We start from the raw sequence: 20,433 nt of genomic DNA, 5'->3' as shown, positions 1-20,433 counted from the left end.
GTGGCGTTCCGTTTGGCATAGTGCGCATGCCAGGCCGTTTGGTGCCTCTGGAAACGCCAGCATTTGGTCAAAACGCATCTTGGCCAGTGCCGGCTGACAGCGTTGCTATAGGGTAATTGGCTGGAAATGTAGTATACTGTAAATCTCAACCGGAGGATATTGAGATGATGAGGTATGCTGCCGCCGCGTTAATTCTTTTATCTTGTACGCCCGTTTCAGCGCAACAATTGGATATGGACTTCCCGATTACGGAGGATGATCAAGCTGCCGGGTGTCTGGGCGCCATGGTGCAAGGCCTTGATCCGAACGGAGACGGCTTTTTGGCTGTTCGCACGGGTCCGGGGACGAATTACCGTAAGATTGATGAGTTGCATAACGGCGACCGCGTCCGCCCCTGTGCTCAGCGCGGCAAATGGTGGGGCGTGTATTATGGCAATCCCCGCCGCAAGGGCTGGGTCCATGGAAATTGGCTTGGAGGGTGGGCTGGGTAGCCTGTTGCCTGTAATCGTAGAAACCAAGCGGATGGGGTCGGCGTTCTCTTTGCTGTTTCGGCTGTTAGAGACGCGGTGTGTCTAGGCCTCTAAGGCAGCGGTCCGGAGGGCCATCGGCGCGGTAGGCTTCGGCGCCGCAGGCGACGCAGTTGTACTTGCGCAGACTTCCTTTATCGCCGGTGCGGTCCTCGCGCCAGCGGCAGTCGCGGGTGGGCGCGTTGCGGCGGGCGTAGATCAGCACGATCACAAAGACAACGACAAGGATGATGGGAAGGATCATGGGCGAAACCAAAGGCCCGGCACTTGGCCGGGCCTTGTTTTGTCAGACGGTCCGTTCGACCATCAGTTTCTTGATATTGGCGATCGCCTCTGCGGGGTTCAGACCTTTGGGGCAGGTCTTGGCGCAGTTCATGATCGTGTGGCAGCGGTAGAGCTTGAACGGGTCCTCGAGGTCGTCCAACCGCTCGCCTGTCGCCTCATCCCGGCTGTCGATGATCCAGCGGTAGGCGTGCAGCAGAGCGGCTGGCCCGAGGTAGCGGTCGCCGTTCCACCAGTAGCTGGGGCAAGATGTCGAGCAGCAGGCGCACATGATGCACTCGTAAAGACCGTCGAGCTTTGCGCGGTCGTCAATGGACTGTTTCCACTCTTTGCGCGGCTCGGGCGTGTCGGTTTCCAGCCAGGGCTGGATGCTCGCGTGCTGGGCGTAGAAATGCGTGAGGTCGGGGATCAGGTCTTTGATCACCGGCATATGCGGCAGCGGGTAGATTTTGACGACGCCGTTGATCTCTTCCATCCCGTAAGTACAGGCCAGCGTGTTGACCCCGTCAATGTTCATAGCACAAGAGCCGCAGATCCCTTCGCGGCAGGAGCGGCGGAAGGTCAGCGTCGGGTCGATCTCGTTTTTGATCTTGATCAGCGCGTCGAGGATCATCGGACCGCAGTCATCCATGTCGACAAAATAGGTGTCGAGCGCCGGGTTCTTCCCGTCATCGGGGTTCCAGCGGTAGATGTGGAACTCGCGCAGGTTGGTCGCCCCTTCGGGCTTGGGCCATGTCTTGCCGCTGGTCATGCGGGAGTTCTTGGGAAGCGTCAGTTGAACCATTATGCGTCTCCTAAAGCGTCATGCCAGCTGCGGGCGCGGCGGCCAGCAGGCAGGTGCGGGTCTCAGGGCGCGACAGGATCGTGCGCACGGTACCCGTTGTTGTATCGTCCACGCCGACGACAGCGGCGCGCGCCAGTTCGCGCAGCTCCAGCGCGTCGGCATTGTCGATAATGCAGTCGGTGAAGGGGGTGATCAGCTCCTTTGGCACCTGCGGAAAGCGGGTGGCCAAGATTTCCGTCACCACGCCTTTGGAGCCTTGGCGGGCGGTGTCGTCCACCGCCTGCTGCACTTCAACACAGGCCGAGAGCGCCGTGAGGCTGGCTGCAATGAGGACGGTGCGCAGCATCAATACACCCGTGCCTTGGGGGCGATCTTTTTCATGTCGATCCCGCCTTCGGACTCTTCTGTCAGCGGGTCGAGATGCACGGCACGGTAGGTCAGCTTTGCATTGTTGCCGTCGAACCATGCCAGCGAATGCTTGCGCCATTCGTCGTCGTTCCGGTCCGGGTAGTCCTCATGCGCATGTGCGCCACGGCTTTCCTTGCGCGCGGCGGCGGCGGTGATGGTGGCGGTGGCGTTGGGCATCAGGTTGGTCAGCTCCAACGTCTCCATCAGGTCGGAGTTCCACACGAGGCTGCGGTCGGTGACATGCAGATCGTTCAGCTTGTCGGCCACCTCGATCATTTTTACACGGCCCTCTTCCAGCGTCTTGTCGGTGCGGAAGACAGCAGCGTCGGCCTGCATGGTCTTTTGCATCTCAAGCCGCAGTTCCGAGGTCGGCGTGCCGCCGTTCGCGTGGCGCAGGCCGTCGAAACGGTCGAACGCCTTCTCAACCGAGGCCATGTTCGGCGTCGGCACGGCGGTCTCGGGGTCGACGATCTTGGCGGCCCGGATCGCGGCGGCGCGGCCAAAGACCACGAGGTCGATGAGCGAGTTGGAGCCCAGACGGTTCGCGCCATGCACAGAGGCACAGCCCGCCTCGCCCACAGCCATCAGGCCGGGTGCGATGGCGTCGGGGTTGTCGGCTGTGGGGTTCAGCACTTCGCCCCAATAGTTCGTGGGGATGCCGCCCATGTTGTAGTGCACCGTCGGCAGCACCGGGATCGGCTCTTTCGTCAGGTCCACACCAGCGAAGATACGCGCGGATTCTGAGATGCCCGGGAGGCGCAGGTCCAGCGTTTCAGGCGGCAGGTGGTTCAGGTGTAAGTGGATGTGGTCTTTGTTCTCGCCCACACCACGGCCTTCGCGGATTTCCATGGTCATGCAGCGCGAGACAACGTCACGCGAGGCGAGGTCTTTGTAGGTCGGCGCGTAGCGTTCCATGAAACGCTCGCCTTCGGAGTTGGTGAGGTACCCGCCCTCGCCCCGTGCGCCTTCGGTGATGAGGCAGCCGGCGCCGTAGATGCCGGTGGGGTGGAACTGCACGAATTCCATGTCTTGCAGCGGCAGGCCCGCACGGGCAGCCATGCCGCCGCCGTCGCCGGTGCAGGTATGCGCCGAGGTGGCGGAGAAATAGGCACGGCCATAGCCGCCGGTCGCCAGCACCACCATCTTGGCGCTGAAAAGATGCATGGTGCCGTCGTCCAGCTTCCAGCACAGCACACCTTGGCAGACGCCATCGTCGGACATGATCAGGTCGATGGCGAAGTATTCGATGAAGAACTCGGCCTTCTGCTTCAGCGACTGACCATAGAGCGTGTGCAGGATCGCGTGGCCGGTCCGGTCAGCGGCGGCACAGGTGCGCTGCACGGGCGGGCCTTCACCAAACTCAGTCGTGTGGCCGCCAAAGGGGCGCTGGTAAATCTTGCCTTCTTCGGTGCGCGAAAACGGCACGCCGTAGTGCTCAAGCTCGTAAACCGCCTTGGGCGCTTCGCGGGCGAGGTATTCCATCGCATCGGTGTCGCCCAGCCAGTCCGAACCCTTGACCGTGTCATACATATGCCACTGCCAATTGTCGGGGCCCATGTTCGACAGCGAGGCGGCAATACCGCCCTGCGCCGCTACGGTGTGCGAGCGGGTTGGGAAAACCTTGGAGATACAGGCCGTGCGCAGCCCCTGCTCCGCCATGCCCAATGTTGCACGCAGGCCAGCACCGCCTGCCCCCACCACGACAACGTCATATTCGTGGGTTTCATATTCATATGCTGCCATTTAATCGGTCTCCCGTTTGGGCGTATTGGTTACAGGGCGAGCTTGGCGATGGCGAAGACGCCAACCGCTGCTGCGCCGTAGCTGATGATGGTCATCACGATGATGGCGACTTTATTGGCAAGGCCGTGTACGTAATCCTCGATCAGCACCTGCACACCGTCGTTGAAATGTTTGAAGCCCACGATCAGCGTCAGCGCCGCCACGATGGCCGGGAAAGGCCGCGCGTAATAGGCAAGGATTTCCTCATAGGTGCCGCCGAGTGCGCTGCCGAAGGTAAAGACGAACAGCGGGATCAGCACCAGCAGCGCCAGCGAGGAGACTTTCATCGCCCAGAAATGCGCGGTGCCGGTTTTGGCCGAGCCGAGGCCGAGGGCGCGTTTGCGGTCTGTCATATAACCCATGGTGTCGCTCCTCAAACGATGATGATGGTCAGAATGGTTAGCACGACCGACCCGATCAGCGCGGTCCAGCCCAGCTTCTCAGCCGTGGGAATGTCGAGCATACGGCCCGTGTCCCAGATCAGGTGCCGGATGCCCGCCAGCGTGTGATACCACAGGCCCAGAACCGAGAGCGTCAGAACCAGATCGCCGAACCAGCTGGTCAGCACGCCGTTCACGGTATCGAAATACTCAGCCGAGGTCGCCGCCGCGAGGAACCACCAGACGATCAGCAACGCGGTGATCAGCAGTGCGTTGCCAGTGATCCGTGTCAGGATCGAGGTCATGGAGGTCAATTGCGGGCGGTAAATCGTCAAATGCGGAGAAAGCGGGCGGTTGCCCCGGTTCACATCGGCCATAGCGCGGTCCTTTGTCCTGTGCTTTGCATCTTGATAGCGGTTTTTACAGGACTGTCACGGGGGCGCGGCATGAATCTGCGCGTGACAGGGGGTGATTTTGCGTAAAAATGACGGACTCTCGCTAAAGCTGTGATTTTTGTGATCACACGCCATCGTGCTGTGATCACAACACGCGAGCCAGCTTGCAAACAAAAAAAGCGCGCCCCGAAGGACGCGCTTTCGATCTCACTATCGGCGGTGTTTACGCCAGCGAGTCATCAATGCCCTTGCAGGCCTCAACCAGACCTTTGACCGCGTTAACGGAATTGTCGAACATCGCCTGCTCGTCTTTGTTCATCGAAATCTCGACAACACGCTCAACACCGCCCGCGCCGATCACTGTGGGCACGCCAACGTAGAAACCGTCGAGGCCGTAGGCACCGTCCACATAGGCAGCACAGGGCAGCACGCGCTTTTGGTCTTTCAAATAGCTTTCCGCCATTTCAATCGCGGAGGTCGCGGGCGCGTAGAAGGCCGAGCCAGTCTTTAGCAGGCCAACAATCTCGGCCCCGCCATCACGGGTGCGCTGCACGATGGCGTCCAGCTTGTCCTGCGTGGTCCAACCCATTTTCACCAGATCAGGGAGCGGGATGCCTGCGACGGTGGAATAACGCACCAGCGGCACCATCGTGTCGCCATGGCCACCCAGAACGAAGGCGGTGACGTCTTTCATGGAGACGTTGAACTCAGTCGCGAGGAAGTGACGGAAGCGCGCGGAATCGAGCACACCCGCCATGCCACAGACTTTCTCATGCGGCAGGCCGGAGAATTCGCGCAGCGCCCAAACCATCGCGTCGAGCGGGTTGGTGATGCAGATAACGAACGCGTCGGGGGCGTGTTTGGCGATGCCCTCGCCCACGGATTTCATAACCTTCAGGTTGATGCCCAAAAGGTCATCACGGCTCATGCCCGGCTTGCGCGCAACGCCGGCGGTCACGATGCAAACGTCTGCGCCTGCGATGTCGGCATAGTCCTGCGTGCCGGACATTGTGGCGTCGAACTTGCCCGAGGGGCCGGAAGAGGCGATGTCGAGCGCTTTGCCCTCAGGTGTGCCCTCGGCAATGTCGAACAGGACAACGTCGCCCAGTTCTTTCAATGCTGCGAGATGGGCGAGAGTGCCGCCGATTTGCCCCGCGCCGATAAGCGCGATCTTGGGTCTGGCCATGGTCATGTCTCCGAGAGAGGTTTCATTTGCGCCGGAGATACCGAAATGCGCAGCCCCGTGCAAGTTGCGCGAGATACTGTGACCTAAACCTCAGTGCGCAAACGAAAAAGGCCGCCCCGAGGGGCGACCAATTGCTTAGACTTGAAGCGACGTATTAGTCGCCTTGGTACTCTGGCTGCGATTCCAGACGCTCTTCGGTGCTGTCGATGTAGATACGCACATCGTCACCTTCGACGTTTTTCAGAACCTGAAGTTCGTCAAATGTCACGGCCACCGGTTTTTCGCCCAGACCAAGGAAGCCACCGACGTTGATCACAACACGGTCAATCTTGCCGTTGTCGCCGATCAGCAGGCTGTCGATTTCGCCCACGGTCTCATCGTTGGCGCCATAAACATAGGAGCCTTCAAGGTCTTCGGCACTCATCTGTTCGATCATGCCAGCTTCCGCAGCTTGATAGCCTTCGCGCTCAACTTCGGGACGTGGGAGCAGTTCACGCTCTTCTGTCGCGTCGCCGGTGATGACGGTAGTGTTCTCGCCGTCCACGGCCTGCTCTGTCTCAGCTTCGGCGTTTTCCGCCATCTGCTCAGCTTCGTTCGCCATTTCCTCAGATTCGGCCTCTACTTCATTGGCCATCTCTTCGGTTTCGGCTTCGACTTCGTTTGCCATTTCCTTGGTCTCGGCTTCAGCTTCCTGAGCCATTTCCTCGGTCTCGGCTTCGATGTTCTCGGATGTGTCGGTATTACCAGTCACAACGGTGACGTTCTTGTCATCCGCATTCGCCATTTTCTCTTCGTCGGTCATGTTCTGCGCTTCGGCGTCGTCGTTCATGCGACGTTCAAACTCTGGCGACTGTTCCAACATCTCTTTCGATGTGTTCACAACGAGGAAGCGGTCACCGCCTTCGTCGTTCAGGATGCGGATTTTGTCCATGGAGATGGAAACATCGCGCTCACCCATGCCGAGGAAGCCGCCAATGCCCAAGATCACCGCAGTGACTTCGCCGTCTTTCGAGACAATAATGTCATTAATTTCGCCAATGTCGTCCCATTCCTGCTCGGCACCTTCCGCGATCGTCGCGTCGTTCTCTACTTCCGCTTCGGAGTTGTAGATCCGCATGCCAATCAAATCGGAGGCGAGGAAGTCTGTCTCTTCAACAGCGACACTCCCGAACCCTTCGGTATGCGCGTCGGCAAAGGCCGCACCGGTCATGGTCAATACGATAGCTGTCGTGCTCAGAAAGCGTTTCATTGTAAATTCTCCTTCCAGATGGCGAGCGTCGTCCGCTCTTCTGGAACCACAACCCCAATCCCCCCTTCCGGTTCCGTTGGTCCGGAAAAAAGCCGCCAAATATTTTTACGCGATCAGCCCTTTACAAAACGGCCAAGCGCCTCAGGGCAAACGAAAAAGGCGACCAATGGCCGCCTTTCGCTTTCCGGGTTATGCGATCCTTTCAGGCATCGCTGCCTTTGGCGGGCAAGGCTTCGGCCAGTTCTTCAAACCCTTCGCCCGAGGCAACCATACAGGTAATGCCATTGGTGCCGGTCACAGTGATCGTCCAACTGCCGGTTTCATCCGAGGCAAAAACCTCCACCATCGCGTTGTTACCGCCCAACCCCATAGACTGCCGTGTCTCGCCATAGCCATCGGCCAGCCGAGTCACCACCGCCGCACGCGGCCCGCAATTGCGCGGCGTGTTAGTGCCTGCGTCGGTCGTCTTGGCCAGCATCAAGGCGGCTGCACTGGTCAGCATGGCGAGGTGAATGATCTTTGTGATGCGTGTCATAGCGTTTGCCTTCGTTTCGAAAGACGTGGCCCTCTGATCCGCTTCTCCGGGGTTTTCCCGTTCAGACCCGGGGCCGCCCCGGTTGAGATGCATCCGCCTGAGCAACGCGCAGGGTCGGATGTGATGCGATCAAACTGCGGCGAACCGCTGAATTAATGGTTAATCCGCCGCACGGATGCGCATTGCATTTGACCTTTGCTGCATCGCGGCATGTTTGGGCTTGAAGTTATCGCTTAAAAATGCCCCTCTGCGCGCAACAATGTTATCCAGTCAAGGAGCCTGTCATGACAGCCACCACACGCCCGCTGCGGTCCGTTCTCTATATCCCCGCCTCCAAACCCCGTGCGCTCGACAAGGCGCGGGGGCTGGCCTGCGATGCGATCATCTTTGACCTTGAGGATGCGGTGTCTCCTGACGAAAAAATCGCTGCACGTGAAACATTGGCCGAAGCGCTGGCGGCGGGCGGCTATGGCGCGCGGATGCGCGTGGTTCGGATCAACGGATTGGATACCGAATGGGGTGCCGAAGATGCCCGCGCCGCTGCTGCCATGAAACCCGATGCGATCCTGCTGCCCAAAGTCGGCTCTCCTGCCGATCTCGAAGCGCTGACGGATATCGTGGGCGATCTGCCGCTGTGGGCGATGATGGAAACCCCCGGCGCGATGCTGAACGCAGCCGCCATCGCCGGGCATCGCCAGTTGCAAGCGATGGTCATGGGCACCAATGATCTGGCGAAAGACCTGCAAACCCGCTTCCGCCCTGACCGCCTGCCGCTGATTACCGGCCTTAGCCTGTGCCTCCTGGCCGCCAAGGCACATGGCGTGGCGATCGTAGACGGTGTTTATAACGCGTTCAAAGACGACAACGGTCTGCGTGCTGAATGTGAACAGGGCCGCGACATGGGCTTTGACGGCAAGACCCTGATCCACCCCGCGCAACTCGACATCGCCAACGCCGCCTTCACCCCGTCTGACGAAGAAGCCGCCCTCGCCCGTCGCCAGATCGACGCCTATGAGGAAGCCCAAGCCGCAGGCCAAGGTGTCGCCGTGGTCGACGGCAAGATCGTGGAAAATCTTCATGTTGCCACCGCCCGCGAAACACTGGCAAAACTGGAGGCTATTGCAGCCCTGAGCCCGGAGCCTTCACCATGACCTTCCTTATCCTCGGCCTGATCCTTTGGATCGGCGCCCATCTGTTTAAACGTCTGATGCCAGCGCAACGCGCCCAGATGGGCAACGCGGGCCGAGGCGTCGTGGCATTGGTTCTTGTCGTGGCGCTCGCCCTCATCATCTGGGGCTACCGCAGCGCCGAGTTCATCCCCGTTTGGAACCCGCCTAGTTTCTTGACCCATATCAACAACCTGTTGATGCTGCTGGCCTTTTGGGTATTCGGCTCCAGCGCCGCCAAGGGGGCGAAAGCCTGGCCTGCTTATAAAACTCGCCATCCGCAACTGCTCGCGGTCAAAATCTGGGCCACCGCGCACCTGCTGGTGAACGGTGATCTCGCCTCCATCCTGCTCTTCGGCACCATGCTGGGCTGGGCGGTGAGCGAAGTGATCCTGATCAACCGGGCCGAGCCAAACTGGACCCCGCCGCCCCACGCAGGCCGCGCCACCTATATCCGCTTGATCGTCATCTCCGCGATCCTCTTCCTTCTTGTCGCGGCCATTCACATGTGGCTGGGCGTCACCCCTTTCCCTCATTGACCCGGAGCTTGTTATGAAAGTTTACCGTTTCCTGTCCGAAGAGGACACTTCCGCCTTTTGCCACAAGGTCACCGACGCGCTGAACAAGGGCTGGGAGCTTTACGGCACCCCGACCCAGACATGGGACCACAAGGCCGGCGTTATGCGCTGCGGCCAAGCCGTCGTGAAAGACGCGCCCGGCACCTATACGCCGGACATCAAATTGGGCGAACAGTGATGAGCAAGACCAACCAAGGCCGCTTTTTCGAGGACTACCGGCTGGGCGACAAGCTGCAACACGCCGTCCCGCGCACCGTCGGCGCAGGCGAACGCGCTCTCTACCATGCGCTCTACCCAACCCGCCACGCGCTCTATTCCTCGGACAGTTTCGCCCAGTCCTGTGGGCTGAGCGCCAGCCCGCTCGACGATCTGATCGCCTTTCACATCGTCTTTGGCAAAACCGTGCCGGATGTCTCGCTGAACGCAGTGGCCAACCTCGGCTATGCCCAAGGCCGCTGGCTTGCCCCGGTCTGGCCGGGCGACACGTTGCGGGCGGAAAGCGAAGTGATCGGCCTTAAGCAGAACTCCAACGGCAAAACCGGCGTCGTCTGGGTCCGCACCACTGGGCTAAATCAGGATGACACGCCGGTTCTGGACTATGTTCGCTGGGTCATGGTGCGCAAAGGCGACGTGGACGCCCCTGCCCCCGAGACCACCGTCCCAGACCTGCCTGCTGCTCTCAGTGCCGATCAGTTGCACATCCCCCAAGGCTTGAACTTCACCAACTACGACTTCACCCTCGCCGGGGAGCCGCACCGTTGGGGCGATTACGACGTCGGGGAAAAGATCGACCATGTCGACGGCGTCACCATCGAAGAAGCCGAGCACATGATGGCCACCCGCCTGTGGCAGAACACAGCCAAAGTGCATTTCGACACCGCCGCCCGCCCCGATGGCACGCGGCTGATCTACGGCGGTCATGTCATCTCTATGGCCCGCGCCCTGTCGTTCAACGGGCTGGCCAATGCACAGATGATCGCGGGCCTGAACGGCGGCGCTCACGCCAATCCCTGTTTGGCAGGCGACACGATCCGCGCATGGTCCGAAGTGCTCGACAAGGCCGACACCGCCGCCCCCGGTGTGGGTGCCATTCGGCTGCGCTTGGTGGCAACCAAAGGCGGCGCACCCTTTGAGCTGCGCGATGAGGCCGGAAAATACCGTCCCGAGGTTTTGCTTGACCTCGACTACTGGGCGCTCATGCCACGCTAAGGCGCCGGTCCGGCACCCCCGCCGGGCCGCGCATCCTCCCAATTTTAAGCAAAAATCAGCCGATTCGGTATTGTTTCGTTAATATGTGATCACACGCTTTCAACGTGTGATCACAAAAGCCATTTTTAGCTGGCCAAAGCTGACTTTCTTCGCAAAAACCCTTACAGGAACGAGAGTCACCCCCATACTACGGGGCAACTGGAACAGAAACGGGACCGTTTTTCATGAACATCCACGAATATCAGGCGAAAGCCCTCCTGCGCAGCTATGGCGCCCCTGTCTCCGACGGCCGTGTCGTGCTCAAAGCCGAAGACGCCAAGAACGCAGCGGGCGAAATGGACGGCCCGCTTTGGGTGGTCAAAGCCCAGATCCACGCAGGTGGTCGCGGCAAAGGCAGCTTCAAAGAGGCCGGCGCGGGCGAAAAGGGCGGCGTACGCCTCGCCAAATCCGTGGAAGAAGCCGCTGAAGAAGCGAAAAAAATGCTGGGCAAGACACTGGTCACACACCAGACCGGCCCAGCCGGCAAACAGGTCAACCGCATCTACATCGAAGACGGCTCCGACATTGAGCGTGAGTTGTACCTCGCCCTGCTCGTTGACCGCCAGACCAGCCGCATCTCCTTTGTCTGCTCCACCGAAGGCGGCATGGACATCGAAGAGGTCGCGGAAGCGACACCTGAAAAGATCCTAAGCTTCTCCGTCGATCCGGCCACCGGCTACCAGCCCTACCACGGCCGCCGCGTTGCCTTCTCGCTGGGGCTCGAAGGCGCTGCGGTCAAGCAGTGCGTCAAGTTGATGGGTCAGCTCTATAAAGCCTTCGTCGAGAAGGACATGGAGATGCTGGAGATCAACCCGCTGATCGTCATGCCCGGCAATGAGTTGAAGGTGCTGGATGCCAAAGTCGGCTTCGACGGCAACGCCATGTACCGCCAGCCCGACATCGCCGAGCTGCGCGACGAGACCGAGGAAGACTCCAAGGAACTCGAAGCCTCCAAATACGACCTGAACTACATCGCGCTCGACGGTGAGATCGGCTGTATGGTGAACGGCGCGGGCCTTGCTATGGCAACGATGGACATCATCAAGCTCTACGGGGCCGAGCCTGCCAACTTCCTCGACGTGGGCGGCGGTGCGACCAAAGAGAAAGTGACCGAAGCCTTCAAAATCATCACCTCCGATGAGAACGTCAAAGGCATCTTGGTCAACATCTTCGGCGGCATCATGCGTTGCGACGTCATCGCCGAAGGCGTTGTCGCCGCGGTGAAAGAAGTCGGTCTGAAAGTGCCGCTGGTTGTGCGCCTTGAAGGCACCAACGTCGAAGAAGGCAAAGCGATCATCAACAACTCCGGTTTGGATGTGATTGCCGCAGACGACCTGAAAGATGGCGCGCAGAAAATCGTGAAAGCGGTGAAGGGATAAGCCCCTCCCCGGCCACTTCCGACCCACGTCGGGGGTGGCCTGCCACCGTCTTTGCCGCCTTGCGGCAGGGGCAAAAGCGACGCTGCAGCAAGCCAAGGATGCAACGAGGTCAGCATGGATCAATCTCCCAAATCCTCTCCCGTTCTCGCGGGGATCGCCCTTCTGGGCGCGGGGCTGTTGATCCGCCAATGGCAGCCGGACGCTCTGCGTCTGCCCGAGCCCGAAAACAAGCACCGCCGGGACCGTGGCCTACGCCGCGCGGCACGCAAATCGCGGGACGGGTTGGCGATGCTGCTGCCCTCGAACCTCACCGGTTCCATCGGGCGCAGCCTGATGATCATGGGCGGCGGTCTGCTCGCCCTGCGGCTTTTGGACCTGCTGGTCGATCAGGACGAGGCGCTCTACTGATGTCCCGCCTCTCGCTCCATACCACCCCAGCGGCCAAGCGCGACAGCGCCCCGCGAAAGGGGGGCCTATGACGCGGGTCTTCGCTTCTCGGCGCATGGGCTGGGCGCTGCTTCTGGGTTTGCTCGCCTTCTTCGCAGTGCAGATGGGAATCGTGAACGCCCTGCCCGCTGCCACGCAGACCACTCTGCTGGCCGAAGGCGGCTTTTACGAAAGTCTCTCGGTTCTGGGCTACCTGCTGTGCATCGCAGCACTGGTGTGGACTCTGCGCAGTGCCATCTTGCGGGTCTGGTATCTACTGTTGGTGCTGGCTGTGATGGCGGGGCGTGAGTTGGACCTTGATAAGTCCCTCTTTACCCGTGGCCTGTTCAAGGCGCGGCAATATACCGGCGATAATGTCCCGCTGGGCGAACGGCTGATCGCGGGGCTGATCCTTGCGCTGATCGTTACCGCGATCCTGCTCATGCTTTGGCGTCACACCCGGCCCTTCATGACCGCACTTTTACGCGGGCGGGCTTGGGCCGGGGCGGTCCTGCTCGGGATCGGCTTCACCGTCGCTTACAAACTGCTCGACGGCATCGCGCGCAAACTCGCGCCCCTCGGGGTCGAGATTTCCGCTGATGCCGAACGCACTGCTTTCGTCGTCGAGGAGATCGGGGAGCTTGGCATCCCGGTCATGTTCCTCGCCGCCATCCTGCTGTGGCCCGGCGCGCCGCCGGACGCAGCGCATCCTACCAACCGGGCGCAACGCGCCTGACGCCCCCGGGGCCAAACCCGGGATCAAATATCACCGACCAAGGAAGAAATCATGGCCGTACTAGTCAACGAAAACACCAAAGTCATCTGTCAGGGTCTGACCGGCTCGCAGGGGACGTTCCACACCGAACAGGCCATTGCCTATGGCACCAAGATGGTCGGCGGCGTAACCCCCGGCAAAGGCGGTCAGACGCATCTGGACCTGCCGGTGTTCAACTCCGTCCACGAAGCCAAACATGTGACCGAGGCGAACGCGTCGGTGATCTACGTGCCGCCCCCCTTCGCGGCAGATTCGATCCTTGAGGCGATCGACGCCGAGATGGAACTGATCGTCTGCATCACCGAAGGCATCCCGGTGCTCGACATGGCCCGCGTTGCCCGCGCGCTCGAAGGCTCCAAATCGCGCCTGATCGGCCCGAACTGCCCCGGCGTCATCACGCCCGACGCCTGCAAAATCGGCATCATGCCGGGCCACATCCACCGTCGCGGCTCCGTCGGCGTTGTGTCCCGCTCCGGCACGCTGACCTATGAGGCGGTCAAGCAGACCACCGACATGGGCCTTGGCCAGTCCTCCGCTGTCGGCATCGGTGGCGACCCGATCAAAGGGACCGAGCACATTGACGTTTTGGAAATGTTCCTAGCCGATGACGAGACACAGTCCATCATCATGATCGGTGAAATCGGCGGATCCGCCGAAGAGGAAGCGGCGCAGTTCCTCGCCGATGAGAAGAAGAAAGGCCGCTGGAAGCCCACCGCTGGCTTCATCGCTGGTCGCACGGCCCCTCCTGGCCGCCGCATGGGCCATGCAGGCGCGATTGTCGCCGGTGGCAAAGGCGACGCGGAGAGCAAGATCGAAGCGATGAAAGCCGCCGGGATCGTTGTGGCCGACAGCCCCGCGACACTGGGCGAAGCGGTCAAAGAAGCGATCGACAAGGGTTAAGCCCTTGGGGTTGGCCCCGCGCCTGCCCCTTTGAAATTTGCCGCGGAGGGCTATCCTCCGCGGTAGACGACCACAGATGACGCGGCAGATCAGCCGACCAAGGAGGGCACGATGGATTTTCAAACTTCGATCAAAACCTGCCTGACAGAGAAATACGCCCGCTTTCAAGGCCGCGCCTCGCGCTCTGAATATTGGTGGTTTTTTCTGGCCGTAGTGATCGGCGGCATTGTGACTTCGCTGATCTGGTGGCCGCTGAACCTTGTCTTTACCCTTGCCGTGATCGTGCCGATGGTCGCCGCCGGTGCGCGCCGCTTGCAAGACACTGGCAGGCCCGGCTGGTATATTGTCATTCCCGCAGCCCTTAGCCTGTTGATGGGCTTTTTCACCCCCGCCATGCCCGATCCTGACGCGATGATGGGCAGCGACCCTACGGCCCAGATGGAGAACATGGATGCGATGATGGGGAACATGGGCGGCATGGCGTTTTTTGCCGTTCTTGGCCTGATCCAACTCGTTGTTTCGCTGGTCTTCCTTTGGTGGCTGACCCGCCCCTCTGACCCCGCGCCCAATGCCTATGGCCCTCCGCCTGCGGCCTGACTATAGACCTATCCTGATTCTGACGCCGACCCGTCTGCCCCGCCGAACAAAGGTGCCCAAATGACCGACCATCCCGCCAACGACCAGTTCCACGCGTCCTCCTTTATGGAAGGCGATAACGCGGAATATCTTGAGGCCATGTATGCCCGTTATGCCCAAGACCCCAATGCGGTCGACGCGGCGTGGCAGGACTTCTTTGCAGCGATGGGCGATGACGCCGAGACCGCGCAGGCTGAGGCCGCTGGCCCCTCTTGGGCGCGCCCTGACTGGCCCCCCGCCCCCGCGAGTGATGTGATGGGCGCGCTGACCGGCGTCTGGCCCGAACCGGCCGAGGCCGCAGCGGCAGGCGACAAGATCAAGAAGAAAGCCGAAGAGAAAGGCGTGCCGGTCTCCGACGATCAAATCCGCGCCGCCGTGCTCGACAGTATCCGTGCGCTGATGCTGATCCGCGCCTACCGTATCCGGGGCCATCTGGCCGCGCATCTCGACCCGTTGGGCATGCGCGACATGGGCGAACAACCTGAGCTTGACCCCAAGTCCTACGGTTTCACCGACGCCGACATGGACCGCCCGATCTTCATCGACAATGTGCTCGGCCTCGAAGTGGCCACCATGAAGCAGATCGTCGACATCGTGCGCTCCACCTACTGCGGCACTTTCGCACTGCAATACATGCATATTTCTGACCCCAAGCAGTCGGCTTGGTTGAAGGAGCGCATTGAGGGCTATGGCAAAGAAATCGCCTTTACCAAGGAAGGCCGCAAGGCGATCCTGAGCAAGCTGGTCGAGGCCGAGGGCTTTGAGAAGTTCTTGCACGTCAAATACATGGGCACCAAGCGGTTTGGTCTTGATGGTGGCGAAAGCCTTGTTCCCGCGATGGAGCAGATCATCAAGCGCGGCGGCCAGTTGGGCGTGAAAGACATCGTGATCGGCATGCCCCACCGGGGCCGCCTGTCGGTGCTCGCCAATGTAATGCAAAAGCCCTACCGGGCAATCTTTAACGAATTCCAAGGCGGCAGCTTTAAGCCTGATGACGTGGATGGCTCTGGCGATGTGAAATACCACCTCGGCGCGTCGTCCGACCGTGAGTTCGATGGCAATGAGGTACACCTGTCGCTGACCGCCAACCCCAGCCACCTCGAAGCGGTCAACCCGGTGGTGCTGGGCAAGGTCCGCGCAAAGCAGGACCAGCTTAACGACACCGATCGCACCGCCGTGATGCCGATCCTGCTGCACGGCGATGCCGCCTTTGCGGGCCAAGGCGTTGTGGCCGAATGTTTCGCGCTGTCGGGGCTTAAGGGTCACAAGACCGGGGGCACCATGCATATCGTGGTGAACAACCAGATCGGCTTCACCACCGCGCCGCATTTCTCGCGCTCTTCGCCCTATCCCACCGACAACGCGCTGGTTGTCGAGGCGCCGATCTTCCACGTCAATGGTGATGACCCTGAGGCCGTGGTTCATGCCGCCCGCGTCGCGACCGAATTCCGCCAGAAGTTCCACAAGGATGTGGTGATCGACATCTTCTGCTACCGCCGCTTTGGTCACAACGAAGGCGACGAGCCGATGTTCACCAACCCGGTGATGTACAAGAGCATCAAGAAGCAAAAAACCACGCTCAGCCTCTACACCGAACGTTTGGTCAAAGATGGCCTGATCCCCGAGGGCGAGATCGAGGACATGAAGGCCGCCTTCCAAAAGCATTTGAACGATGAGTTTGAGGCGGGCAAAGAATACCGCCCCAACAAGGCCGACTGGTTGGATGGCAAATGGTCCGGCATGGACAAGAAGAACAAGTCCTACCAGCGCGGCAAAACCGCCATTGCCCCGGAAACCATGGCTGAAATCGGCCGAGCGCTCACCACCGCGCCCGAGGGGTTCCCGCTGCACAAGACCATCGGCCGTCTGCTGGAAGCCAAGAAACAGATGTTCGACAGCGGTGAGGGCTTTGACTGGGCCACCGCCGAGGCGCTGGCCTTTGGCTCACTCCAGACCGAGGGTTACAAGGTTCGCCTGTCGGGCCAAGACAGCACGCGCGGCACCTTCAGCCAGCGGCATTCGGCCTTCATCAACCAAGAGAACGAAGAGCGCTACTATCCGCTGAACCACATCCGCGAGGGTCAGGCGGAGTATGAAGTCATCGACTCCATGCTCAGCGAATATGCGGTGCTGGGGTTTGAATACGGCTACTCTCTGGCCGAGCCCAATGCGCTTACGCTTTGGGAAGCGCAGTTCGGTGACTTCGCCAACGGTGCGCAGATCATGTTTGACCAGTTCATCTCGTCGGGCGAAAGCAAGTGGCTGCGCATGTCGGGCCTCGTTTGCCTGATGCCGCACGGCTATGAGGGACAGGGGCCGGAGCACTCCTCTGCCCGTCTGGAGCGGTTCCTCACCATGTGTGGCGGCGACAACTGGATCGTGGCGAACTGCACCACGCCCGCGAACTATTTCCACATCCTGCGCCGCCAGCTGCACCGCAGCTACCGCAAGCCCCTGATGCTGATGACCCCGAAGTCGCTGTTGCGTCACAAGCTCGCGGTGAACAAGGCCGAGGACTTCACCACCGGTTCCAGCTTCCACCGGGTGCTCTGGGATGACGCGCAAAAGGGCAATTCGGACACCAAACTGGTGGCCGATGACAAGATCAAACGCGTGGTGATGTGTTCGGGCAAAGTTTATTACGACCTGCTCGAAGAGCGCGACGCCCGCGGCATCGACGACATCTACCTCCTGCGGTTTGAGCAGTTCTACCCCTTCCCCGCGCAGTCCGCCGTGAAGGAATTGGAACGCTTCAAAGGGGCCGAGATGATCTGGTGCCAAGAAGAACCCAAAAACCAAGGGGCTTGGTCCTTTATCGAGCCCAACATCGAATGGGTCTTGGGCCGGATCGACGCCAAACATGGCCGCCCGACCTATGTCGGCCGCTCCACCTCTGCCTCGCCTGCCACAGGTCTGGCCAGCCAGCACAAAGCACAACAAGCCGCCCTCGTTGACGAGGCGCTGACCATCAAAGGAAAGTAAACCATGACAAGCGAAGTACGCGTCCCAACGCTGGGCGAATCTGTCACCGAAGCCACCGTTGCCACATGGTTCAAAAAGCCGGGTGATACCGTCGCGGTGGATGAAATGCTCTGCGAGTTGGAGACCGATAAGGTCACTGTCGAAGTGCCCTCCCCTGTTGCGGGCACCCTGAGCGAGATCGTCGCGCAAGAAGGCGAAACCGTCGGCGTTGACGCGCTGCTGGCCAATGTCAGCGAAGGCGACAGCGGCAATGATGCGGCCCCCAAAGCCAAAGAAGCCGCCGAAGATGAGTCCGCCGTGTCCCAATCTGACCGGGGCGGCGATGCGCCCAAGTCGATCGACGCAGGCTCCGCCGATGTGGCCGCCCGTACGGGTGAAACCACAGAGGTCAAAGTGCCTACCTTGGGTGAATCCGTGACCGAAGCGACCGTGAGCACATGGTTCAAAAAAGTCGGTGACACCGTTGAAGCTGACGAGATGCTCTGTGAGTTGGAGACTGACAAGGTCAGCGTCGAGGTCCCCGCGCCGTCCGCTGGCGTGCTGGCCGAAATCCTCGCCGAGGAAGGCAGCACAGTCGAAGCCTCCGCCACACTGGCCGTTCTGACCTCCGGGTCTGGCGCCGCCGCCCCTAAAGGCGAAGACGCCAAATCCGGTGCAGGTGCCGCGCCTGAAACCAAAGCCGCAGACACCTCTGGCAAAGACGTTGAAGACGCGCCTTCCGCCAAGAAAGCCATGGCCGAAGCAGGCATCAGCCGCGATCAGGTCACAGGTTCCGGCCGTGACGGTCGCGTGATGAAGGAAGACGTGGCCAAGGCCGTGGCCGCTGGCACCTCAGCCCCCAAAACGGAGGCCAAACCCGCCGCCCCTCGTGCTGCCTCTGCCCCTGATGACGCCTCCCGCGAAGAGCGCGTCAAGATGACCCGTCTGAAGCAGACCATGGCGCGCCGTTTGAAAGAGGCCCAAAACACCGCCGCGATCCTGACCACCTTTAATGAGGTGGACATGACTGAGATCATGGCGCTGCGGAACGCCTATAAGTCTGATTTTGAAAAGAAACACGGCGTCCGCATGGGCTTCATGTCCTTCTTTACCAAAGCCTGCTGCCACGCGCTGAAAGAGATCCCCGAGGTCAACGCCGAGATCGACGGCACCGACATCATCTACAAGAACTACGTTCACATGGGTGTCGCCGCTGGCACGCCCACGGGCCTTGTGGTGCCAGTGATCAAAGACGCAGATTCGATGTCCTTTGCCGAGATCGAGAAGGCCGTGAACACCATGGGCAAAAAGGCCCGTGACGGCAAACTGACCATGGCCGACATGACCGGCGGCACCTTCACCATCTCCAACGGCGGCGTCTACGGCTCGCTGATGACCGCGCCGATCCTGAACCCGCCGCAGTCCGGCATCCTCGGCATGGCGAAAATTCAGGACCGTCCAATGGCGATCAATGGCGAAGTCGTCATCCGTCCGATGATGTATATCTCGCTCAGCTATGACCACCGGATCATCGACGGTAAGGGGGCGGTAACGTTCCTTGTGCGCGTCAAAGAGATGCTCGAAGATCCGCGTCGTTTGTTGATGGATCTGTGATAAGATGGGCGGGGGGCAACCCCCGCCCTATCTACCTGCTAAGCGATGGGGCATTTTCCCCACAGTGAAAGGGCCAGATCATGTCAGAAACAACCCTCCTCGCCGCCTATGGCCTCTTGGTCATGCTGACGATCCTGTTGCAAGTGCTGGGCGCGACCCGGCAGCTCTCGATGGGCTACCTCATGTCCTCGCGCGATGAGACGCGCACGACCACCGGGATGACCGCCCGTCTGGGCCGCGCGCTCGATAACTCCGTGGTTGCATTGGCGCTCTTCGCGCCCGCCGTGTTGCTGATCGAACTGCTGGGCCGCAACAACAGCGCCACGCTCTTGGCCGCGCAGGTCTTCCTGCTGGCACGGATCATTTACCTCATCGTCTATGCGCTCGGCGTGCCGACGATCCGCACAGTGGCGTGGCTCGCAGGCTATGCCGCCACCGCCGTTCTCTATTTCCACGCGCTCTGAAAGGCATTCCCATGCAGATGATCTGCCACTTCGACGTCACCGACTTCACCGCTTGGAAAGACGCATTCGACGCCGATGCCGAGGCTCGGCGCAACGCGGGGCTTTCGGTGCTGCAAATTTGGAAACACGCTGACAGCGACACTAAAGCCTCCGTTCTGCTCGACGTCAACGACCGCAAAAAGGCGGACGAATGGCTGACCCGCTCCGATGCGCTCAGCAGCGATGACAAGGGCACCGTGACCCGTTCCACCGCCTATTTCGTGAAATCCGCATGAGCGCTGAACTCACCGTCCTGACACTCGCCGCGCTGTTGCAAGGGCTGCAATTCGTGATCTACGCCGTGCCGGCCAACCGCGAGCTTGGCCCCGGCTATACCATGTCCGCCCGCGACCGTGAGCCGAGCCGTGGCCTATCGGACCGCACCGCCCGTCTGGGCCGCGCGTTGGACAACCATTTCGAAGGGCTGATCCTGTTCGGTATCGCCGTGGGCGTGGTGCAGATGTCGGCTCAGAACACCGCGTTCACCGCCGCCTGCGCTTGGGTCTATCTCATCGCCCGCATCCTTTATGTTCCCGCCTATGCGATGGGCCTGCGCCCGCATCGCTCGCTCATTTGGATCGTCGGTTTTGCCGCGACCATGCTGATGCTGCTGGCGGCCCTCGTTTAACCCTTTCCCCCAACACCCGCAGGCAGCGGCGCTTGCACCTCAAACCCGCGCCGCCTACCTTGCCTGCACCACCCGACTGCTAAGGAGACCC

The 20,433-nt window shown here is 60.7% G+C and carries 24 protein-coding genes; 15 read left to right on the top strand and 9 right to left on the bottom strand.

Annotation, left to right across the window (positions count from 1 at the left end; all coding sequences use genetic code 11):
- The first annotated feature begins 164 nt into the window (after positions 1-164).
- Positions 165-491: an SH3 domain-containing protein gene (locus HTT03_RS18885; protein WP_174859144.1), complete on the top strand. Its 327-nt coding sequence runs from the start codon at positions 165-167 to the stop codon at positions 489-491.
- A gap of 64 nt (positions 492-555) precedes the next feature.
- On the opposite strand, the gene HTT03_RS06895 is transcribed toward HTT03_RS18885, so the two are convergent.
- From HTT03_RS06895 to HTT03_RS06855, 9 genes are all read right to left on the bottom strand, one after another.
- Entirely contained in the window at positions 556-771 is a 216-nt protein-coding gene (locus HTT03_RS06895; RefSeq protein ID WP_174859143.1) for a hypothetical protein, read from the bottom strand.
- Positions 772-813: 42 nt separating this feature from the next.
- Complete coding sequence (locus HTT03_RS06890) at positions 814-1,593, bottom strand: succinate dehydrogenase iron-sulfur subunit (RefSeq protein ID WP_174859142.1); 780 nt, start codon at positions 1,591-1,593, stop codon at positions 814-816.
- A 10-nt stretch (positions 1,594-1,603) separates the two neighbouring features.
- Positions 1,604-1,939 (bottom strand): hypothetical protein, encoded by a 336-nt coding sequence (locus tag HTT03_RS06885; RefSeq protein ID WP_174859141.1) that lies wholly within the window; start codon positions 1,937-1,939, stop codon positions 1,604-1,606.
- Complete coding sequence (gene sdhA, locus HTT03_RS06880) at positions 1,939-3,744, bottom strand: succinate dehydrogenase flavoprotein subunit (protein ID WP_174859140.1); 1,806 nt, start codon at positions 3,742-3,744, stop codon at positions 1,939-1,941. The genes HTT03_RS06885 and sdhA overlap by 1 nt, the downstream gene beginning before the upstream one ends.
- Before the next feature lie 29 nt (positions 3,745-3,773).
- Complete coding sequence (sdhD, locus tag HTT03_RS06875; RefSeq protein WP_174859139.1) at positions 3,774-4,145, bottom strand: succinate dehydrogenase, hydrophobic membrane anchor protein; 372 nt, start codon at positions 4,143-4,145, stop codon at positions 3,774-3,776.
- Positions 4,146-4,156: 11 nt separating this feature from the next.
- Positions 4,157-4,540 carry a succinate dehydrogenase, cytochrome b556 subunit gene (gene sdhC / locus HTT03_RS06870; protein ID WP_174859138.1) on the bottom strand — a complete coding sequence of 128 codons (384 nt, stop codon included), beginning with the start codon at positions 4,538-4,540 and terminating at the stop codon, positions 4,157-4,159.
- A 241-nt stretch (positions 4,541-4,781) separates the two neighbouring features.
- Entirely contained in the window at positions 4,782-5,744 is a 963-nt protein-coding gene (mdh, locus tag HTT03_RS06865) for a malate dehydrogenase (RefSeq protein ID WP_174859137.1), read from the bottom strand.
- 154 nt (positions 5,745-5,898) lie between these two features.
- Positions 5,899-6,993 (bottom strand): PRC-barrel domain-containing protein, encoded by a 1,095-nt coding sequence (locus HTT03_RS06860; protein ID WP_174859136.1) that lies wholly within the window; start codon positions 6,991-6,993, stop codon positions 5,899-5,901.
- Between the two features lie 202 nt (positions 6,994-7,195).
- The gene (locus tag HTT03_RS06855) at positions 7,196-7,528 is read right to left on the bottom strand and encodes a hypothetical protein (RefSeq protein WP_174859135.1); all 333 of its coding nucleotides are present in this window, start codon (positions 7,526-7,528) and stop codon (positions 7,196-7,198) included.
- 284 nt (positions 7,529-7,812) lie between these two features.
- Between HTT03_RS06855 and HTT03_RS06850 the strand changes: the two genes are divergently transcribed.
- The 14 genes from HTT03_RS06850 to HTT03_RS06785 all read left to right on the top strand — a co-directional run bounded on the left by HTT03_RS06850 (position 7,813) and on the right by HTT03_RS06785 (position 20,342).
- On the top strand, positions 7,813-8,679 hold the full coding sequence (locus HTT03_RS06850; protein ID WP_174859134.1) for an HpcH/HpaI aldolase/citrate lyase family protein: 867 nt from the start codon (positions 7,813-7,815) through the stop codon (positions 8,677-8,679).
- On the top strand, positions 8,676-9,233 hold the full coding sequence (locus tag HTT03_RS06845; protein WP_174859133.1) for an NnrU family protein: 558 nt from the start codon (positions 8,676-8,678) through the stop codon (positions 9,231-9,233). The genes HTT03_RS06850 and HTT03_RS06845 overlap by 4 nt, the downstream gene beginning before the upstream one ends.
- A gap of 13 nt (positions 9,234-9,246) precedes the next feature.
- On the top strand, positions 9,247-9,450 hold the full coding sequence (locus HTT03_RS06840) for a DUF1737 domain-containing protein (protein WP_174859132.1): 204 nt from the start codon (positions 9,247-9,249) through the stop codon (positions 9,448-9,450).
- On the top strand, positions 9,450-10,481 hold the full coding sequence (locus HTT03_RS06835) for a MaoC family dehydratase (RefSeq protein WP_174859131.1): 1,032 nt from the start codon (positions 9,450-9,452) through the stop codon (positions 10,479-10,481). Before HTT03_RS06840 ends, HTT03_RS06835 begins: the two co-directional genes overlap by 1 nt.
- A gap of 224 nt (positions 10,482-10,705) precedes the next feature.
- Positions 10,706-11,899, top strand: coding sequence for an ADP-forming succinate--CoA ligase subunit beta (gene sucC / locus HTT03_RS06830; RefSeq protein WP_174859130.1), 1,194 nt, complete (start codon positions 10,706-10,708; stop codon positions 11,897-11,899).
- A gap of 114 nt (positions 11,900-12,013) precedes the next feature.
- Positions 12,014-12,307: a hypothetical protein gene (locus HTT03_RS06825; RefSeq protein ID WP_174859129.1), complete on the top strand. Its 294-nt coding sequence runs from the start codon at positions 12,014-12,016 to the stop codon at positions 12,305-12,307.
- A 67-nt stretch (positions 12,308-12,374) separates the two neighbouring features.
- A complete protein-coding gene (locus HTT03_RS06820; protein ID WP_174859128.1) occupies positions 12,375-13,061 on the top strand; it encodes a hypothetical protein in 687 nt (228 codons plus the stop codon).
- 51 nt (positions 13,062-13,112) lie between these two features.
- On the top strand, positions 13,113-14,000 hold the full coding sequence (gene sucD / locus HTT03_RS06815; RefSeq protein ID WP_093743293.1) for a succinate--CoA ligase subunit alpha: 888 nt from the start codon (positions 13,113-13,115) through the stop codon (positions 13,998-14,000).
- A gap of 111 nt (positions 14,001-14,111) precedes the next feature.
- The gene (locus HTT03_RS06810) at positions 14,112-14,597 is read left to right on the top strand and encodes a DUF805 domain-containing protein (protein WP_174859127.1); all 486 of its coding nucleotides are present in this window, start codon (positions 14,112-14,114) and stop codon (positions 14,595-14,597) included.
- 60 nt (positions 14,598-14,657) lie between these two features.
- Positions 14,658-17,618 carry a 2-oxoglutarate dehydrogenase E1 component gene (locus tag HTT03_RS06805; RefSeq protein ID WP_174859126.1) on the top strand — a complete coding sequence of 987 codons (2,961 nt, stop codon included), beginning with the start codon at positions 14,658-14,660 and terminating at the stop codon, positions 17,616-17,618.
- Between the two features lie 3 nt (positions 17,619-17,621).
- Complete coding sequence (odhB, locus tag HTT03_RS06800; protein WP_174859125.1) at positions 17,622-19,211, top strand: 2-oxoglutarate dehydrogenase complex dihydrolipoyllysine-residue succinyltransferase; 1,590 nt, start codon at positions 17,622-17,624, stop codon at positions 19,209-19,211.
- Between the two features lie 80 nt (positions 19,212-19,291).
- Complete coding sequence (locus HTT03_RS06795; RefSeq protein ID WP_174859124.1) at positions 19,292-19,675, top strand: MAPEG family protein; 384 nt, start codon at positions 19,292-19,294, stop codon at positions 19,673-19,675.
- Between the two features lie 11 nt (positions 19,676-19,686).
- A complete protein-coding gene (locus tag HTT03_RS06790; RefSeq protein WP_174859123.1) occupies positions 19,687-19,950 on the top strand; it encodes a hypothetical protein in 264 nt (87 codons plus the stop codon).
- Positions 19,947-20,342, top strand: coding sequence for an MAPEG family protein (locus HTT03_RS06785; RefSeq protein WP_174859122.1), 396 nt, complete (start codon positions 19,947-19,949; stop codon positions 20,340-20,342). Before HTT03_RS06790 ends, HTT03_RS06785 begins: the two co-directional genes overlap by 4 nt.
- Positions 20,343-20,433: the final 91 nt, after the last annotated feature.

Origin of the sequence: Sulfitobacter maritimus, assembly GCF_013346665.1 — a bacterium.
GTDB lineage: Bacteria > Pseudomonadota > Alphaproteobacteria > Rhodobacterales > Rhodobacteraceae > Sulfitobacter > Sulfitobacter maritimus.
Note: the sequence above shows the minus strand (reverse complement) of the source record. Positions and strands in the feature narration are given on the sequence as shown.

What these genes read in the sequence shown, in the direction of transcription:
- HTT03_RS18885 (WP_174859144.1), top strand. Translation starts at nt 165, where the DNA reads ATGATGAGGTATGCTGCCGCCGCGTTAATTCTTTTATCTTGTACGCCC.
- HTT03_RS06895 (WP_174859143.1), bottom strand. Translation starts at nt 771, where the DNA reads ATGATCCTTCCCATCATCCTTGTCGTTGTCTTTGTGATCGTGCTGATC.
- HTT03_RS06890 (WP_174859142.1), bottom strand. Translation starts at nt 1,593, where the DNA reads ATGGTTCAACTGACGCTTCCCAAGAACTCCCGCATGACCAGCGGCAAG.
- HTT03_RS06885 (WP_174859141.1), bottom strand. Translation starts at nt 1,939, where the DNA reads ATGCTGCGCACCGTCCTCATTGCAGCCAGCCTCACGGCGCTCTCGGCC.
- sdhA (WP_174859140.1), bottom strand. Translation starts at nt 3,744, where the DNA reads ATGGCAGCATATGAATATGAAACCCACGAATATGACGTTGTCGTGGTG.
- sdhD (WP_174859139.1), bottom strand. Translation starts at nt 4,145, where the DNA reads ATGGGTTATATGACAGACCGCAAACGCGCCCTCGGCCTCGGCTCGGCC.
- sdhC (WP_174859138.1), bottom strand. Translation starts at nt 4,540, where the DNA reads ATGGCCGATGTGAACCGGGGCAACCGCCCGCTTTCTCCGCATTTGACG.
- mdh (WP_174859137.1), bottom strand. Translation starts at nt 5,744, where the DNA reads ATGGCCAGACCCAAGATCGCGCTTATCGGCGCGGGGCAAATCGGCGGC.
- HTT03_RS06860 (WP_174859136.1), bottom strand. Translation starts at nt 6,993, where the DNA reads ATGAAACGCTTTCTGAGCACGACAGCTATCGTATTGACCATGACCGGT.
- HTT03_RS06855 (WP_174859135.1), bottom strand. Translation starts at nt 7,528, where the DNA reads ATGACACGCATCACAAAGATCATTCACCTCGCCATGCTGACCAGTGCA.
- HTT03_RS06850 (WP_174859134.1), top strand. Translation starts at nt 7,813, where the DNA reads ATGACAGCCACCACACGCCCGCTGCGGTCCGTTCTCTATATCCCCGCC.
- HTT03_RS06845 (WP_174859133.1), top strand. Translation starts at nt 8,676, where the DNA reads ATGACCTTCCTTATCCTCGGCCTGATCCTTTGGATCGGCGCCCATCTG.
- HTT03_RS06840 (WP_174859132.1), top strand. Translation starts at nt 9,247, where the DNA reads ATGAAAGTTTACCGTTTCCTGTCCGAAGAGGACACTTCCGCCTTTTGC.
- HTT03_RS06835 (WP_174859131.1), top strand. Translation starts at nt 9,450, where the DNA reads ATGAGCAAGACCAACCAAGGCCGCTTTTTCGAGGACTACCGGCTGGGC.
- sucC (WP_174859130.1), top strand. Translation starts at nt 10,706, where the DNA reads ATGAACATCCACGAATATCAGGCGAAAGCCCTCCTGCGCAGCTATGGC.
- HTT03_RS06825 (WP_174859129.1), top strand. Translation starts at nt 12,014, where the DNA reads ATGGATCAATCTCCCAAATCCTCTCCCGTTCTCGCGGGGATCGCCCTT.
- HTT03_RS06820 (WP_174859128.1), top strand. Translation starts at nt 12,375, where the DNA reads ATGACGCGGGTCTTCGCTTCTCGGCGCATGGGCTGGGCGCTGCTTCTG.
- sucD (WP_093743293.1), top strand. Translation starts at nt 13,113, where the DNA reads ATGGCCGTACTAGTCAACGAAAACACCAAAGTCATCTGTCAGGGTCTG.
- HTT03_RS06810 (WP_174859127.1), top strand. Translation starts at nt 14,112, where the DNA reads ATGGATTTTCAAACTTCGATCAAAACCTGCCTGACAGAGAAATACGCC.
- HTT03_RS06805 (WP_174859126.1), top strand. Translation starts at nt 14,658, where the DNA reads ATGACCGACCATCCCGCCAACGACCAGTTCCACGCGTCCTCCTTTATG.
- odhB (WP_174859125.1), top strand. Translation starts at nt 17,622, where the DNA reads ATGACAAGCGAAGTACGCGTCCCAACGCTGGGCGAATCTGTCACCGAA.
- HTT03_RS06795 (WP_174859124.1), top strand. Translation starts at nt 19,292, where the DNA reads ATGTCAGAAACAACCCTCCTCGCCGCCTATGGCCTCTTGGTCATGCTG.
- HTT03_RS06790 (WP_174859123.1), top strand. Translation starts at nt 19,687, where the DNA reads ATGCAGATGATCTGCCACTTCGACGTCACCGACTTCACCGCTTGGAAA.
- HTT03_RS06785 (WP_174859122.1), top strand. Translation starts at nt 19,947, where the DNA reads ATGAGCGCTGAACTCACCGTCCTGACACTCGCCGCGCTGTTGCAAGGG.